Annotated in this window: 12 protein-coding genes, 1 tRNA gene and 5 pseudogenes; 7 read left to right on the forward strand and 11 right to left on the reverse strand. The window is 46.5% G+C overall.

Translation table 11 applies throughout. The features are described from left to right. Positions 1 to 59: 59 nt before the first annotated feature. Positions 60 to 1,571 (reverse strand): leucyl aminopeptidase, encoded by a 1,512-nt coding sequence (gene pepA, locus A1SC_RS03650; RefSeq protein ID WP_000397162.1) that lies wholly within the window; start codon positions 1,569 to 1,571, stop codon positions 60 to 62. A gap of 153 nt (positions 1,572 to 1,724) precedes the next feature. On the opposite strand from pepA, the gene ytgA reads away from it, so the two are divergent. The 3 genes from ytgA to lptG all read left to right on the forward strand — a co-directional run bounded on the left by ytgA (position 1,725) and on the right by lptG (position 4,020). Continuing rightward, complete coding sequence (gene ytgA / locus A1SC_RS25685; RefSeq protein ID WP_211180521.1) at positions 1,725 to 1,775, forward strand: protein YtgA; 51 nt, start codon at positions 1,725 to 1,727, stop codon at positions 1,773 to 1,775. A gap of 62 nt (positions 1,776 to 1,837) precedes the next feature. Next, positions 1,838 to 2,938 carry an LPS export ABC transporter permease LptF gene (gene lptF, locus A1SC_RS03645; protein ID WP_000584138.1) on the forward strand — a complete coding sequence of 367 codons (1,101 nt, stop codon included), beginning with the start codon at positions 1,838 to 1,840 and terminating at the stop codon, positions 2,936 to 2,938. Beyond that, on the forward strand, positions 2,938 to 4,020 hold the full coding sequence (lptG, locus tag A1SC_RS03640; RefSeq protein WP_001182249.1) for an LPS export ABC transporter permease LptG: 1,083 nt from the start codon (positions 2,938 to 2,940) through the stop codon (positions 4,018 to 4,020). Before lptF ends, lptG begins: the two co-directional genes overlap by 1 nt. A 150-nt stretch (positions 4,021 to 4,170) precedes the next feature. Here the strand turns inward: lptG and A1SC_RS03635 are convergent, their stop codons facing one another. After that, complete coding sequence (locus A1SC_RS03635) at positions 4,171 to 5,673, reverse strand: helicase HerA-like C-terminal domain-containing protein (protein ID WP_001294846.1); 1,503 nt, start codon at positions 5,671 to 5,673, stop codon at positions 4,171 to 4,173. Between the two features lie 157 nt (positions 5,674 to 5,830). After that, a pseudogene (locus A1SC_RS03630) lies at positions 5,831 to 6,058 on the reverse strand (alcohol dehydrogenase catalytic domain-containing protein); the annotation flags it as partial. 195 nt (positions 6,059 to 6,253) lie between these two features. Between A1SC_RS03630 and A1SC_RS03625 the strand changes: the two are divergent. Both A1SC_RS03625 and A1SC_RS0122390 read left to right on the forward strand, forming a co-directional pair. Next, positions 6,254 to 6,338 (forward strand) — tRNA-Leu (locus A1SC_RS03625). A 152-nt stretch (positions 6,339 to 6,490) separates the two neighbouring features. Next, positions 6,491 to 7,749 (forward strand): annotated as a pseudogene (locus tag A1SC_RS0122390) (tyrosine-type recombinase/integrase). Positions 7,750 to 7,824: 75 nt separating this feature from the next. On the opposite strand, the gene A1SC_RS03620 reads toward A1SC_RS0122390, so the two are convergent. Next, positions 7,825 to 8,799 (reverse strand): DNA-methyltransferase, encoded by a 975-nt coding sequence (locus A1SC_RS03620; protein ID WP_000141850.1) that lies wholly within the window; start codon positions 8,797 to 8,799, stop codon positions 7,825 to 7,827. 55 nt (positions 8,800 to 8,854) lie between these two features. Here A1SC_RS03620 and A1SC_RS24115 point away from each other — a divergent pair, with 55 nt between their 5' ends. Both A1SC_RS24115 and A1SC_RS03615 read left to right on the forward strand, forming a co-directional pair. Further along, a complete protein-coding gene (locus A1SC_RS24115) occupies positions 8,855 to 9,091 on the forward strand; it encodes a helix-turn-helix domain-containing protein (RefSeq protein WP_010376679.1) in 237 nt (78 codons plus the stop codon). Next, positions 9,088 to 9,651 carry a PDDEXK family nuclease gene (locus A1SC_RS03615; RefSeq protein ID WP_001517663.1) on the forward strand — a complete coding sequence of 188 codons (564 nt, stop codon included), beginning with the start codon at positions 9,088 to 9,090 and terminating at the stop codon, positions 9,649 to 9,651. Before A1SC_RS24115 ends, A1SC_RS03615 begins: the two co-directional genes overlap by 4 nt. A 210-nt stretch (positions 9,652 to 9,861) precedes the next feature. Here the strand turns inward: A1SC_RS03615 and A1SC_RS0122400 are convergent. The 7 genes and pseudogenes from A1SC_RS0122400 to nanC all read right to left on the reverse strand — a co-directional run bounded on the left by A1SC_RS0122400 (position 9,862) and on the right by nanC (position 15,161). Further along, positions 9,862 to 10,425, reverse strand: a pseudogene (locus A1SC_RS0122400) (phage polarity suppression protein). Between the two features lie 473 nt (positions 10,426 to 10,898). Then, positions 10,899 to 11,492, reverse strand: a complete 594-nt coding sequence (locus A1SC_RS03610) for a hypothetical protein (protein WP_016262823.1) — start codon at positions 11,490 to 11,492, stop codon at positions 10,899 to 10,901. Positions 11,493 to 11,598: 106 nt separating this feature from the next. Beyond that, positions 11,599 to 11,892, reverse strand: a pseudogene (locus A1SC_RS03605) (autotransporter outer membrane beta-barrel domain-containing protein); the annotation flags it as partial. Between the two features lie 65 nt (positions 11,893 to 11,957). Continuing rightward, positions 11,958 to 12,284, reverse strand: a pseudogene (locus A1SC_RS03600) (HNH endonuclease); the annotation flags it as partial. Then, positions 12,268 to 13,254, reverse strand: coding sequence for a sialate O-acetylesterase (locus A1SC_RS03595; protein WP_016262824.1), 987 nt, complete (start codon positions 13,252 to 13,254; stop codon positions 12,268 to 12,270). The pseudogene A1SC_RS03600 and the gene A1SC_RS03595, both read right to left, overlap by 17 nt. A 64-nt stretch (positions 13,255 to 13,318) precedes the next feature. Next, a complete protein-coding gene (locus A1SC_RS03590) occupies positions 13,319 to 14,425 on the reverse strand; it encodes an N-acetylneuraminate epimerase (RefSeq protein WP_016262825.1) in 1,107 nt (368 codons plus the stop codon). Positions 14,426 to 14,444: 19 nt separating this feature from the next. Next, positions 14,445 to 15,161, reverse strand: a complete 717-nt coding sequence (gene nanC, locus A1SC_RS03585; RefSeq protein ID WP_000709387.1) for an N-acetylneuraminic acid outer membrane channel NanC — start codon at positions 15,159 to 15,161, stop codon at positions 14,445 to 14,447. Positions 15,162 to 16,491: the final 1,330 nt, after the last annotated feature.

Below are 16,491 nucleotides of genomic sequence, written 5' to 3' on the forward strand. Positions count from 1 at the left end.
GTGTAGGTCGGATAAGGCGTTCACGCCGCATCCGGCAAGAACAATAATTCTTGATGCAATCACTCTTCGCCGTTAAACCCGGCGCGGTTCAACAGGAACTGTGCCAGCAACGCCACCGGACGGCCGGTGGCGCCTTTTGCTTTACCAGAACGCCACGCAGTACCCGCGATATCCAGGTGTGCCCAGTTGTACTTACGCGTAAAGCGCGACAGGAAACAGCCTGCGGTAATCGCCCCGCCAGGACGCCCGCCAATGTTCGCCATATCGGCAAAATTGGACTCCAACTGTTCCTGGTACTCGTCACCCAGCGGTAAACGCCATGCGCGGTCGCCAGACTGTTCAGACGCGGCAATCAGCTCATGAGCCAGCGGGTTGTGGTTCGCCATCAGGCCAGTGATATGATGGCCCAGCGCGATCACACAAGCACCCGTCAACGTCGCCACGTCAATCACCGCCTCTGGCTCAAAACGCTCAACATAAGTTAACACATCGCACAGCACCAGACGGCCTTCAGCGTCGGTATTCAGCACTTCAACGGTTTGACCGGACATGGTGGTTAACACATCGCCCGGACGATAGGCACGACCGCCAGGCATGTTTTCGCAGCCTGCCAGCACGCCGATAACATTAATCGGCAGTTGCAGCTCCGCGACCATACGCATCACGCCGTAAACTGCCGCCGCGCCGCACATATCGTACTTCATCTCATCCATGCCTTCGGAAGGCTTGATCGAGATACCGCCGGAGTCGAAGGTTAAGCCTTTACCGACCAGCACGATTGGGCGCGCATCTTCCGACGCGTTGCCTTTGTACTCAATCACCGACATCAGCGATTCGTTCTGCGAACCCTGACCAACCGCCAGATAGGAGTGCATCCCCAGCTCTTTCATCTGCTGTTCACCGATAACGCGGGTGATGACATTTTTGCTGTAGCTGTCAGCCAACTGGCGTGCCTGGGAGGCGAGGTAGGCGGCGTTACAGATATTTGGCGGCATATTGCCGAGATCTTTCGCCGCTTTGATCCCTGCGGCAATCGCCAGACCGTGCTGGATCGCACGCTCACCACTGGTAAGTTCACGGCGAGTCGGTACGTTGAACACCATTTTACGCAGCGGACGACGCGGCTCGGTCTTATTCGTTTTTAGTTGATCAAAACTGTATAGCGTCTCTTTTGCCGTCTCGACAGCCTGACGCACTTTCCAGTAGTTATTGCGGCCTTTGACGTGCAGTTCAGTCAGGAAGCAGACCGCTTCCATTGAGCCAGTATCATTCAGTGTATTAATGGTTTTCTGAATAACCTGCTTATACTGGCGCTCATCCAGCTCACGTTCTTTGCCACAACCAATAAGGAGGATGCGCTCGGAGAGCACATTTGGCACATGGTGCAGCAACAGGGTCTGCCCCGGTTTTCCTTCCAGTTCGCCCCGGCGTAGCAGGGCGCTGATGTACCCATCACTGATCTTATCGAGCTGTTCTGCAATCGGAGAAAGGCGACGTGGTTCGAAGACGCCCACGACGATGCAGGCACTCCGCTGTTTCTCCGGGCTACCGCTTTTTACACTAAACTCCATGCACTACGCTCCTGAATCTTAAAGACAACGGCGGTGGCTACAGATAGAATTGCAAGCTTTCGTAACTCATGTCCGCTGTTGCGATGACTTCGTGTTAATCTTAACGTTATTACGGCATTGGCACGTCAGAACAAAATCTGAGGGGCGAATCCGTTGAGTATAATTATCTTAGCGACGATTTCGACGACTCAAGAGAATAAATGACGTTTAAGCCATGAAACAAGCTAAAATCCTGCAAAAGACGAGTTTTTACGGGCGTATTTAAAGTGATAATCATAAGATATCTGGTTCGGGAGACGCTCAAAAGCCAGTTGGCGATACTCTTCATCTTGCTTTTGATCTTCTTCTGTCAAAAGTTAGTGAGGATCCTCGGCGCGGCGGTTGACGGCGACATTCCGGCGAACCTGGTGCTCTCCCTTCTTGGGTTGGGCGTGCCGGAAATGGCGCAGCTTATCCTGCCATTAAGCCTGTTCCTCGGGCTGCTGATGACGTTGGGTAAACTGTATACCGAAAGTGAAATTACGGTAATGCATGCCTGTGGCCTGAGCAAAGCGGTTCTGGTCAAAGCGGCGATGGTTCTCGCGGTATTCACGGCGATTGTCGCGGCGGTTAACGTTATGTGGGCAGGACCGTGGTCATCGCGCCATCAGGATGAAGTGTTAGCGGAAGCGAAAGCTAACCCCGGCATGGCGGCGCTGGCGCAAGGTCAGTTCCAGCAAGCGACGAATGGCAGCTCGGTGCTGTTCATCGAAAGTGTTGACGGTAGCGATTTCAAAGATGTGTTCCTCGCGCAAATTCGACCAAAAGGTAATGCGCGTCCTTCCGTGGTGGTGGCCGATTCCGGACATTTAACTCAGTTGCGAGATGGCTCTCAGGTCGTGACCCTCAATCAGGGAACGCGCTTCGAAGGCACTGCACTGCTGCGTGATTTCCGCATTACGGACTTCCAGGATTATCAGGCGATCATCGGTCATCAGGCGGTAGCGCTGGACCCGAACGATACTGACCAGATGGACATGCGCACACTGTGGAACACTGACACCGATCGTGCCCGCGCGGAACTGAACTGGCGTATCACTTTGGTATTCACCGTGTTTATGATGGCGCTCATGGTTGTGCCTCTGAGCGTGGTTAACCCGCGTCAGGGGCGTGTCCTGTCGATGCTACCGGCCATGTTGCTGTATCTGCTTTTCTTCCTGATCCAGACCTCGCTGAAATCGAACGGCGGTAAAGGTAAGTTGGACCCGACGCTGTGGATGTGGACCGTAAACCTGATTTATCTGGCTTTGGCGATTGTTCTCAACCTTTGGGATACGGTGCCGGTCCGCCGTCTGCGCGCCAGTTTTACGCGTAAAGGAGCGGTATAATGCAACCCTTTGGTGTACTTGACCGCTATATCGGTAAAACTATTTTCACCACCATCATGATGACGCTGTTCATGCTGGTGTCGCTTTCCGGCATTATCAAGTTTGTCGATCAGTTGAAAAAAGCCGGGCAGGGGAGCTACGACGCGTTAGGCGCGGGGATGTATACCCTGCTGAGCGTGCCGAAAGATGTGCAAATCTTCTTCCCGATGGCGGCCTTGCTGGGCGCGTTGCTCGGACTGGGGATGCTGGCACAACGCAGCGAACTGGTGGTAATGCAGGCTTCTGGTTTTACCCGCATGCAGGTGGCGCTGTCAGTGATGAAAACCGCCATTCCACTGGTCTTGTTGACCATGGCGATTGGCGAGTGGGTCGCGCCGCAGGGCGAACAGATGGCGCGTAACTACCGTGCGCAGGCGATGTACGGCGGCTCGTTGCTCTCTACCCAGCAAGGTTTATGGGCGAAAGATGGCGACAACTTTGTCTATATTGAACGAGTAAAAGGCGATGAAGAGTTAGGTGGCATCAGTATTTATGCCTTCAACGAGAATCGTCGTCTGCAATCCGTTCGCTATGCTGCTTCCGCGAAGTTTGACCCGGAACATAAAGTCTGGCGTCTCTCGCAGGTTGATGAATCTGACCTGACCAATCCCAAACAGATAACCGGTTCGCAGACCGTGAGCGGTACCTGGAAAACCAACCTCACGCCGGACAAACTGGGCGTTGTAGCGCTGGATCCGGATGCTCTCTCCATTAGTGGTTTACACAACTACGTGAAGTATCTGAAGTCGAGTGGCCAGGACGCCGGACGTTATCAGCTCAATATGTGGAGCAAAATCTTCCAGCCGCTTTCTGTCGCGGTGATGATGTTGATGGCGCTGTCGTTCATCTTCGGTCCACTGCGCAGCGTGCCGATGGGCGTGCGCGTGGTCACCGGTATCAGCTTTGGCTTTGTGTTCTACGTGCTGGATCAGATCTTCGGCCCACTGACGCTGGTTTACGGTATCCCGCCGATCATCGGCGCACTGTTGCCAAGCGCCAGCTTCTTCTTAATCAGCCTGTGGCTGTTAATGAGAAAATCGTAACTTGATGAACGAATAAAGGGAGCATAAGCTCCCTTTATTATTGTCAGCAAAGTGTGTTTCGTTCATGCCTGAAAAATCAATATATTGCAGTGGTGTAGGCCTGATAAGACCCGCCAGCGCCGCATCAGGCGAAGATAAATCGCACCTGACTTACCTTCTTCTTCCCCCCAGCAAACTCCCCAGCACCCCGCGTATAATCTGGTTCGTCACCTGACGGGCGGCGCTTTTCGCCATAGTCTGTACCACGCCATCTTTCTTTCCGCCGCGCGGTCCGGTAGTGCCAAACAAAATATCCTTCAACCCACCCAGAATACCGTCATCTTCACTTATCTCTTTCCCTTTGGCAGGAGGGTTATTTTGCTGTTCGGTACTGGCCTGCACGCCTTTTTGCAGCATCTCATAGGCGGATTCCCGGTCTACGTCATCTTCATACTTGCCATACACCGGAGAGTGATTAATCAGGCCGTTACGCTCATCTTCCGTTACCGGCCCCATCCGTGAACAAGGCGCGATCACCATCGCACGCTCTACCACAGAAGGACTTCCTTTCGCATCCAGAAAAGAGATCAACGCTTCGCCGGTTCCTAGTTCCTGAATCGCCTTTTCCGTATCAAATGCCGGATTGGGACGCATGGTTTGCGCCGCCGTCTTCACCGCTTTCTGGTCTTTCGGCGTGAAGGCGCGCAGAGCGTGCTGAACGCGATTTCCCAACTGCCCAAGCACGTTGTCAGGGATATCAGACGGGTTTTGCGAAACAAACCAGACGCCCACACCTTTCGAGCGGATAAGTCTTATTACCTGTTCAATCTTATCCAACAACACCTGCGGTGCATCGTTGAACAGCAGATGCGCTTCGTCGAAGAAAAATACCAGTTTCGGTTTATCCAAATCGCCTGCTTCTGGCAGTTGCTCATACAACTCAGAAAGCATCCACAGCAGGCTGGCGGCGTACAGTTTTGGCATCTGGTAGAGCTTTTCGGCGCTAAGAATATTGATAACACCTTTACCGTTGGCATCGGTACGCATCCAGTCTTTGATATCCAGCATCGGCTCACCAAAGAAATGCGTCGCCCCTTGCTGTTCCAGTGTCAGTAATCCGCGCTGGATGGCGCCAACCGATGCGCTACTGATATTACCGTACTGATTCTGGAATGATTTGGCGTTATCACCGATATATTGGGTAATCGCCCGGAGATCTTTAAAGTCGAGTAACAATAGTCCCTGATCGTCGGCAATACGGAAGATGATATTCAGCACGCCGGATTGCACGTCGTTGAGATTTAACAGCCGTGCAAGCAACAGCGGTCCCAGATCCGAGACCGTTGCCCGTACTGGATGACCTTTCTCACCAAAAATATCCCACACAACGACTGGATTCGCATGTGGCTGCCAGTCGTTGACGCCGATATTTTTCAACCGAGCGAGCAGTTTTTCCGAGGTAGTACCTTCTGCCGCAACCCCGGTCAAATCACCTTTTACATCGGCCATAAATACCGGAACGCCTATTTCTGACAGAGATTCCGCCAGTTTTTGCAGCGTGACAGTTTTACCTGTCCCTGTTGCGCCAGTAATCAGTCCGTGACGGTTAGCCATAGCGGGTAGTAAAAACAGTTCTGTGTCCGGCGTGCGGGCAATTAAACGCGGTTCGCTCATGAGATTTCCTCCAGTTCCCTGCCTGGAGTATAGACACGGTTGAGCGCTTTTCACCACTAAATTCAGCCGATTGCGAGATATCTTAAAGGCCGGTAGAAGTGACCCGGCAGAGCGATCAGAGGTCGACACGCTGACTGATTTGCAAACCTTTATCTTACGCGGCGCTACCCAGCGCAACCACGCGACCAATCACTTCATGACAGGCAACCAGTGGGTACTGTGAGAATCCCCACTTGTTGTCGAGCATCGACAGGCCAGAATGGCAAATCCCGCAGTAATCCACCTGTACTTCGCCGTCTTGTGGCTTCAGTTCACCGGGATCGTACTCATAGAGCTCCAGTTCCCCGCCAGCCTCTTTTGCAGCATAGCTTTTTATCATCGACATGCTTTTGCCCTTCTCTGGTATTGCCCGGGAAGTGTAGAGTATGGTCGGGCGGGAGGCCTGGAGTGTGACAAAGGTTACACATTACTGAGAATGGTGCTGAAATTTTCAGCACTTAGCAAAGTGGGTGCAAGCTGACGCTTGCATGGCGGCGCGTGACAGGTATAATCCACAACGTTTTCCGCATACCTCTTCAGTGCCGAAGTGGCGAAATCGGTAGACGCAGTTGATTCAAAATCAACCGTAGAAATACGTGCCGGTTCGAGTCCGGCCTTCGGCACCATTAGTACTTCCAAGATCATCCGAGAAAGTCAAAATATCCTTTTAAAATCAATGCTTGCAGCGATCTTTACGTCCTGCGTCTTCCGAGGTTGTCCGTTGAAATCCGGATGTCATTGGGGGCATCTTAACTTCGATTAGAAATGTGCCCCCAAAATGAAGCTCAACGCCAGACAAGTCGAGACCGCAAAGCTAAAAGACAAAACCTACAAAATGGCTGATGGTGGCGGTTTGTATCTTGAGGTTTCTATCAAAGGCTCTAAATATTGGCGTATGAAATACAGACGCCCCTCCGACAAAAAAGAGGATCGTCTTGCTTTTGGTGTTTGGCCGACCGTGACGCTTGCTGAAGCTAGAACGAGAAGGGATGAAGCGAAAAAGTTGCTGGCACACGGCATAGATCCAAAAGCAGTACGAAAAGAGGCCCAAGCAGAGAATGCTGGTACTTATAATTTTGAAACTATTACCCGTGAATGGCATGCCAGCAACAAACGTTGGAGCGAGGATCATCGGGGGCGCGTTCTTCGCTATCTAGAGCTTTATATCTTCCCTTATATTGGCTCGTCTGATATCCGACAGCTTAAAACTAGTCATCTTCTAGCTCCGATAAAAAAGTTGATGCCAGTGGTAAGCATGATGTAGCGCAGCGTCTTCAGCAACGTGTCACTACTATTATGCGCTATGCCGTACAGAACGATTATATAGACTCGAATCCTGCAAGTGATATGGCTGGAGCGTTATCGACATCTAAAATGCGGCACTATCCGGCGCTACCCTCACATCGTTTCCCTGAGTTCTTGGCGCGTCTTGCTGCATATCGTGGTCGTATGATGACGAAAATTGCGGTTGAGCTTTCTTTACTAACTTTTGTTCGTTCAAGCGAATTGCGTTTTGCTCGTTGGAAAGAATTTGATTTTGATAACGCTATTTGGCGTATTCCGGCAAAACGTGAAGAAATTAAAGGTGTGCGTTACTCGTATCGCGGCATGAAAATGAAAGAGGAGCATATAGTTCCACTTAGCCAGCAGGCGATGATGTTGTTAGTACAGCTTGAGCAGATTAGGGGTGATAAAGAGCTTCTTTTCCCGGGAGATCATGACGCAGCTAAGGTTATGAGTGAAAATACGGTAAACAATGCATTGCGTGCGATGGGATATGACACAAAAACGGAAGTCTGTGGTCATGGTTTTAGGAATATGGCACGTGGTGCGTTGGGGGAGTCGGGGCTATGGAGTGATGACGCGATAGAACGTCAGTTGAGTCATTCTGAGCGTAATAGTGTTAGGGCAGCTTATATTCATACCCCTGAACATTTGGATGAAAGGCGATTAATGGTTCAATGGTGGGCTGATTATCTTGATGCAAACAAGATTAAACCTATTAGTCCATTTGACTACGCAAAACTTCATGCTTAATTATTTATGCAGATAGAAAGCCAATCTGACTCTATGACTGGCTTTCTTTACGAATTAGCTAACTACGATTTGACCTTATTTCTCTTTGGCGCATAAATCGAGTGTGTTTCCATTTAATATAGTGTCATACATCTCTTGAAGTATATCTTGACTTGTATTTTTATCTGTAAATCTAAATACAGATGCGGCTACATATTCAGGTAATATTTCAAATGAAAGCCATTTGCGTTTTAATCGTTCAGCAACACTTCCAGTTGTATTTGAACCGCCAAAAATATCTACAACAAGATCACCCGGCTCTGTTAACATTGTAATGAAAAACTCCGGCAATTTAGATGGGAATCGTGCTGGATGCCCCTTAACGCCAATTTTTTTACAACTCGATAAATATCCACCGTTAGATTCGGAGTTGGGAATTTGCAATAAATTTGGAGGTATAGCACCGCCATTATCTTTGCCAAAGCTGCTGCTTATATCATGCCCTGATGGACGCATTTTGGGGGAATAATATTTATTAGGGTCTTCAATAAGTTTTTTCATCCTATCACTATAGGGAACAAGAACTTTAGTTATATCTGACTTTGGCCATTCGGTTTTGCTAAACCACCAAATTGTGTTAACAGAATCTTTAACACGCAGCTTTCTTTTGTTAACCCACTCAATAGGACTTGGTAGTTTTGAAGGGTTAAACCAATAGAAGTCCTCAGCCAGATGGAACCCAACCTCATCAATCATCCTGATCAAAACCCGGAAGTTGTAGACACTTCTAACAGGCACTCCTTTCATGTAAGCACCACCAAAATCGACGACAAAGCTACCATCATCTTTTAGCTTTTTAAAAATCAGCTCGCCGAATTTTAAAAACCAATCGATGTACTGCTCTTGATCGTGATTACCATATTCTTTCTTACGCTGTAATGCGAAAGGTGGGCTTGTCATCACTAAATTTAAGCTGTTGTCTGGCATCGATTTAAGCATTTCAAGCGAGTCAGCAATGTACATTGCACCCAAATCTGTTTTGTACGCAGGTTTTTTATTGTCAAATGTCATAACTGCTACTCATAGTCTGTAGATCTATTGTCATCAAGGCTGCATTGTCTCGCGAATGGAACGAAAGATAAACCCCTCAAGAGCAAGAGTGATTTTTGCCCATAACATCAGAAAGTTAAGGGAGAGACAAGGGTTGTCTCAAGAAGCCTTGGCTGACTTAGCAGGCTTGCATAGAACTTACATCGGATCAGTAGAGCGATGTGAAAGAAATATTTCCATTGATAATATCGACCGAATTGCTTCAGCCCTTGGCGTCTCTCCCAGTTCCCTGTTGGAGAATAATCAGGTATGAAATTTGAGTTGCATCAAGATTGGTCAAATTTAATTGCGCTTTGGCCTCAGGTTGAAGAATATCAACGGTTAGCTAATAAGCACGGAATCAATGATATATTCCAAGATAACGGAGGGAAACTCCTGCAAGTTCTTTTACTTCTCAGTCTTAAAGTTCTTCCTGGGCGAGAAGGTAATGATGCAGTAGATGTTACTGGTACTGAGTTTGAATTAAAATCAGTTAATGTTGAGTTAACTAAAAGTTTTTCAACTCACCATCATATGAATCCAACAATAATTGCGAAATATAGGCAGGTTCCATGGGTGTTCGCAATTTATAGTAATATCACTATCCGTTCAGTTTATTTACTCATGCCCGGTGATTTGGAAGTCTTCTATGATAAATGGGAGAGACAATGGCATGAAAGAGATGGTAAAGACATAAACAATCCTAAAATACCGGTTAAGTATGTTATCGAGAATGGTAAATTGCTTTGGTCAAACGCTACGCCAGAAGAATTACTTTGGACTCCTGAAATCGAAGAGCAAATCGATCTTGGCGGATTTGAAGCGGATGCTTAATAAGCTAGTATTAATTTGCAGCGCGCAGTGCTTTCCCCGCCTCGCCCGCCCGCTTTGCGGAGCGGTTTTAATGCAGTTGCACTGACACGCTCAGGCTGCGCCGGGTGCGGCGTGATCTGCAGGAAATGAGGCGGGAAAACGCATGCAAAGCCATGCACCTTATCGATGCATGGCTTTTTTCAGTAAAAACAGGCGGATTTTCGGGGAATTTTACACAGACTGACGTGATGCCAGTTCTGCACTTTTACGGGAAAAAATTATGTTCTGCGCAGGAGTGAATTTTTCACGGCTGTCATCCACCGAAGCCTCGTCAGGCCTGAATCCGATAGCCGTTAAAATGTCGCTATCCTGTGCGGAATAATTAATTTTTTCACCCTTCGCAAGCCAGGACAGGAGGGCTTCACGCAGGGCATCTGTGGCACGCTGTATGGCTCAGTTTCGGGCAACGGCCGTCAGCTCACTGTAGCCCATCAGCTCCGGTGCCAGTGCGGCCGCCAGTGCTGTGCCGTGCTGCTGCATAAAATCATTCAGCCGGTCGCAGATGCTGATGTGCTGAACGGCTTCATGCGAACGAATATAACGACCGGCGGCCTGATTCACCAGCCATTTTCTGACTTCGATAATATTGCGTAATTCGTCCAGCCGGCTGACATTCCTGCCTTCCCCGGACAGAAGCCGCAGATATTCCTGTTCGGCTGCCGCTAGTTCATTTTTGCGCTGAAGCCATGCCGCTTTATTATTCTGGCAGACCTCAAAAGCCTGCTGTAATGACATTGTAGTCACACCCCGTCTCCTGATTAATGGTTGAATGGTGAGCTGTAACAGCCTTTAACTTTTCGGACAACAGCCGGTGCTGTGCTTGCCGGTGCGGGTATGCGCAGAATGACGACAGAAATGGCAGCGCATCATGACAGCAGTCCTCTGGCCTTAAGCTCTGCTGCCTGCTGGTCTATTTTGTCCTGCCACACCTTGCGCTGTGCCGGTGTGCCTGCCACCTCATAATCCATGTGCGGGAGTGTTGCCGCTGACAGTCCGGTTGTAAATAGACCCGTTTTAGTTCCATGCATTTTTTGAGATCCCGGCCAAATTGACCCTGGCCCAAAATCAGTGCAGTGCTAAATCAGAGATCTTCGTCTTACAAAGATTGTTTGGCTGAAATTTTGATGCCACTGGTATCACCTTTTTGCCTATTGATTGGCAGATATTAATAGGTGGCGATAGCAGTAGCATTAATATAGAGGCAAACATTAACGACCTGATGATGCTCTTTCTGCATTGTAAGATTTTACAAAATGCTCTGCCTTTTCAAAGGCAAAAAACTCCATTGTTATTGCATGAATGAAGAATGCAAAGCACATGATAAAAATCGCACCTGCTATTATCGATGAAATATTTATAGCCATTAATATGACATCATGATGATGTGTTATCAGAGATATTACAGAGGATACCATCCAGGCAATTAATATGAAGAAAATGATCATGAATGATATGAACAAAAAGAGGAATGTATTCTTTTTCGTTTCTTTATATCTATCGGATAGTTTGCATTCTCCACTATCAATAAATTCCACTGTACGGGCAATGTAATTAATGCCTTTAGCCATATACAATATTTTTGATGGGTCGGATGAGATCATTATAAAAACAATATCCTGGTACTTTGCGTAACGCCATCCTGTGAGCTGACAAAACCAATATTCTACCAAACGATGGTTGCAGTTTTCTTTCGTATATTCATTTAAAAAATTAATATGTGCTTCCTCCTGACCTTTGTGTTTCCCTAAAAATGCTTCAAGCAATATAATTAATACTTTCCCAAATGACTCTAGCAATGACATGGCTGTCTCCTGACTTCATCTCTATTGTTAAGATAATGAATGGTGTTCTCATTTGATTGTAAAAGCAATGGATATATAGGAATTGATATAAACATGAAATGCCATATTAGAAACTATAATTAAAGCCAATGTTTCCAGTCCATGGCGATTCCACCCCATCACCTTTCTCATAATTTATGCTGGCGTAAATATGTGTGTGCGGCGTGGTAGCCGCGCTGATGCCAGCCTGGCAACTTCCTCTTGTTCCGGCAATATCGTTATTGAAATTATCATCATTAACTTTGGCCGGATTGTTATGTACAAACTCTTGCTCCAGTGTGACTCTCAGCCATGGAACGAACTGCATACCATGATGAGTTGCCATCTTCTGGCGCAACCTAAACCCAACTTGCCCCAGCGCGGATTTAGCAGTGCCGGGAGCTCAAAAAATGCATGGAACTAAAACGGGTCTATTTACAGCAAACCTCACCCCCTAAAAACCTCTTTCCGATGCCACTCCACAAACCCCTCAAAAGGGTAATTTTTACGCACCTGCGGCAACGCAATAGTTTTCCCGTCAAAATCCCAGAATAGTTTCTCAACGATCCCTCCGCCGTTTACCGCATCCGAGACCAGTACCCGCATATTTTCATCCAGGCCAATCGATCCTTTATCAAAGGCTTTATGGTGAATTGCGCAAAGCGCCAGACCATTGGGGATTTCACAAGGGCCGCCGTGCTGTTTCCATTTTATATGCGCCGCTTCCAGCGCGACGGTGGTGTCATCGTGGCGCATATTAAAGCCACCTTTCGCACCAATACCGTAAAATAGCTTCAACAAATTTGTCAGAAATAATCCCCCGACGGGCTGCTGAGCTGAAATGACTGCTGCGTAGCACCGTCGTCCAGTTTTCTGGTGTTCGGTACGCTGAACCGTAATATCCCGTGCTAAAATCGTCCGGATCTTCATCTGGCTCGTTCGTCAGCCCTCTTTCAGCTTGTTGCTGGAAGCCGACGAAAATAATATTGGCTAAGGCATTATTTTTATAATTGCCATAAATCGTTTCATACGCATGAGAGTAATTTTCTTTCCAGTACCAGGTGGTATCGCCGCAAAACCACGGAGCGGCAGCAATATTATTAAGCTGAGAACGATACTGTTTCAAATCCTCACGAAAGGCCTCAACCATATGATTAAAGTATTGAGGATGTAACGCGTAGTCACTGGTCATTAAGTCAAATTCGCCCTGCATCCAGCATACGCCGAGGAATTTATTCTGCGGATTCTTTGACAGTGCCGTTCGTGTTCTGTTGACTAAATCCTGATACAGCGGAGTATCTGCTCCCCAACGACATGAATCATGGCTGGCTCCGTGCTGTTCTGAATATGCCCCTTCGCTGCCCGTGGTAAAAGCCGATCCACCGCGGCAACAGGGAACGATAAGAACGCCTGCATTATCAGGAATGAAGGGCAGTAATTTCCGCGCAATATGTAGTGTCTGGCCAACGGTGCCGTACTGTGTTTGATGATTCGTTGCCAGAGGATGGTGATAACCCTGCATATCCTGGACATCGTGTGGGCAGTGAGTCAGTGGAATAATGTCATTAAATTGACATAACGGGCCACCGGGATGCGTCTGAGTGAATCTCGCCAGTTGTTTTATTCTGGGATGAGGCGCATCTTCACTGTCTGGTAACGGGAGTCCTTCGCCATACGCCATAGCATTAGACTGACCGGCAACGGTAAGAACATAGTAATAATCGGGCGATATTATTGCGTTCATATAAATGTCGCGTAATTAAAATGATGAATTGATATCAGGGCTCCTTTACTGGAGCCCTGAAAAGTTAGTTTTGCACAGTCACTTTATTATCTTTCACAGAGAGTAACACTGAATCCGCCACAGCTTTGCCGCCCGTAGTTTCACCGCCAATAATCAATAAGCTATTATTCCAGGGTAATGATACTCCGTAGGCCCGACCTTGCGACAGTTCGCCAGATTTCTCCCATTTCCCGTTATGCCAAAGATGGATATCAGCGCTATACGATTTTTTCAGGCCTTCATGCGCATAGTTCTTACCGTTCTGGTAATTTTCCCGTGAACCTTTAAATCCGGCTCCTCCGGCAAATATAAGAGAGTCATTGCTAATACCAGCAAAACCGCCAGCTACGCCATCCGGTGAGGAGACGGGAGAAAGTTTATTCCATTTTATGTTATTGCCGGTGAAATCAAGCTCAAATACAGCATCAGTTCGCAATCCTGGTTTTGCCTCGCCATTAATAAGCCAGGTTTTATCACCTTTATTTGCTACCGCCGCTCCAGCCGTACCGTACCAGGGAGATTCACCAGCATAACTCCATTGCTGTGTAGAGGGTTCAAAAGACAACAGAAACTTATTGAAGAAATAATCTTCTGCTTTTTTGTCAAAATAGTTGGCGTTGATTTTATCTATAGTCTTTGAATCTTTTCCAGCCTCATTGAGATCTTCAAAATAGCCATTGAAGATATTCTGGTTAACACCGCCAGTAACATAAGCCTTGCCGTTGTGTACAAAAGTCACATGACCCGCCATGCCCATCGGTGCGTGTGACATCAATTTAACCCAGGTATTGGTTTCGGGATTATATTTGTGTACGTCGTTGAACACCTGAGTTAACCCATCTCTGTTTTTACCAACACCGCCAAATACATACAAATTACCATCAATAAATGCAGAGGTTGCTTGATCTCTCGGGCCAGCCGGGAATTCCGCCAGGGCTATCCATTTCTTATCTTTGGCTTGCGTATCCAGCTTGTACCATGCTGCTCCTGCGCTACCTAAACCAATGTAGACAGTGTTGTTATCAATCACTCCAGTACCGCTTTTAAAAGGCACAGGGGTTTCTGGTAATACAGACGCGTTTGCGGCAAATGAAGCCATTATGATAGCAAGTGCCATTATTTTTTTATTCATTGTGACTGTCTCCTGTCTACTACAGTTTAAATGACACACCAATGCGATAACTGTTTTCAGATAAATTATCTCTACCGTTGTAAACACCCTGACGGTCAAGGTAGTCATATTCTATGTATGGCGTAATATCTGGCGTCATATGGTATTGTAGAACAAATGCATTTTCCGTCGCCCATTTCTTATGGTTTGCATAGCGATAATCGTTTTGTTTGCTGTATAGCGTTGTTTGCCAGGCGAAGGTGAAATCACTATTAATATGGTAAGTGACATATCCATCCCAACGATGAACGTTATCACGAGACATATCGCCGGATAAGTCTTGCTGTCGGTAGGCTTTCCAGTCGTAACGATAGCGAATGCCAAAATTGAGATCTTTTGTCGCATCCCAGGACAGTTTTACGTAAGGTCCGTAGCGTGTACCGTTGCTGCTAAAATGGGTTAACATTCCCGGGCGCACAGTCCATTGATCATCAAGTTTTATTGCGTAATTAACTTCGACCTGAACATCATTGAGTGCGGCATTTTCTTTTTTATTATCATGAATAGTGTTCCAGGTATTACTTTCAAGACTTGCCCACCATCCATTTTGCCATCCCTCACTGACTTTGAGTCGAGTTTCATAAGCATGGCTCCCACTACGATATCCACCACGGACGTCCAGTGTTGCAGCCTGAGAAATTAATGGCGACGAAAAGCAGAGTAATAATACGCCAGAAAGTATTTTAGCCTTTTTCATAAATTTCACTCATTTGTAGGATACAGAAAGTAATACAAAGCCCGCATAAACAATTAGCATTTATGTCGTGTAATATTTTTTGCCAGGCTTATAGTGTCTTTGGCAGCGGATAGCTGTATTTTATATTTTTTGTATAAGGTCTCCTGTGAAAATTTCACTTTCCACATTATTTAAATATACAGAGGACCAGATTAAATACCTGAGTATAAAATCTCTTCTGATGTTTAATTGATTTGAATGTTCGTAAGCTATATCACTTACTCAATCCATTTTACCCAGAGTCATAAAATAGATTGTTTGTTGATCTCATTTTCATACTCCTTTCAGACTGAAGTGCGTTTTCATCACCCGATGAGAAAGAACTGAAGTGATGTTTGTCATAGATTGCGAGATGCCCAGCTTCATTTACTGTCTTGGTGAACCTTTATACCTGTTATACCAGATCAAAAATCACACAATCCATACAACAAAACCAGATTTGCAATTCGTGTCACAAAATATGTCGATATTTTTCTAAGAAGAAGATGCTATGTGAAGCCAGATGACCACTTGCGGAGCTCTTCATAAACCAAAGGTTTTTCTTTAATTATTTGTTTTATATGTTATTTATTTTTAGTTCAAACAGGAGGCGATTTGCAAGATAACTCAGCGGGCATGGTAAAGATAAGTGTCTATCCGCCATCAGACTGGGCATAATTCTCATCATGAAATATGTTTCCTGCTTTGTGGCACGTAGCTGGGAACTCCCGGAGTTGTTCCGGGCAGGCTTGTTGATGTTCAGCACGCATCGGTATTTTCAGGATGATGTTTCAATCCGTTTGTTGCCGTATCACCCGGCGAATAGCTGTGAGTCAGGAAGGTTTAAGTCGTAGTGACCAAAGCTATCTTTAGCAACGAATGCAGATGGAAAAAGCGTGTCCTGGCTTTCCTCATATCTCCGGGAAATACACAGTATGAAAAAGGGATGTAACAACCTCACAGCATGAGTTTACGAACCAAAGGATAATAATGGCTAGGAAACTAAGCATTAGCATGATAATAGCCACCTAAAAATTACCGGTTTCTATGAAATAGCAATTATGCGGAAAAACAGAGTTGACTAATAATGTTATGTGTGAGATGGCTGACAGAAGCAATATTAAATTTTTATGATGATTTGCTTGTTACAGAAGATATCACATGATATATAGATAAGAATAGTTATATTGATCATGAGGTTTATTATTGGATTTCGTCTTACGCTGATAAATATATTAATGAACATAGCATACAAGAGCATATAGCGTTTGTATGGCAAAGTTATTATAAGTAACTATCGCCACTCCATTTT

Source organism: Escherichia sp. KTE52 (assembly GCF_000408325.1).
Classification (GTDB): Bacteria; Pseudomonadota; Gammaproteobacteria; order Enterobacterales; family Enterobacteriaceae; genus Escherichia; species Escherichia marmotae.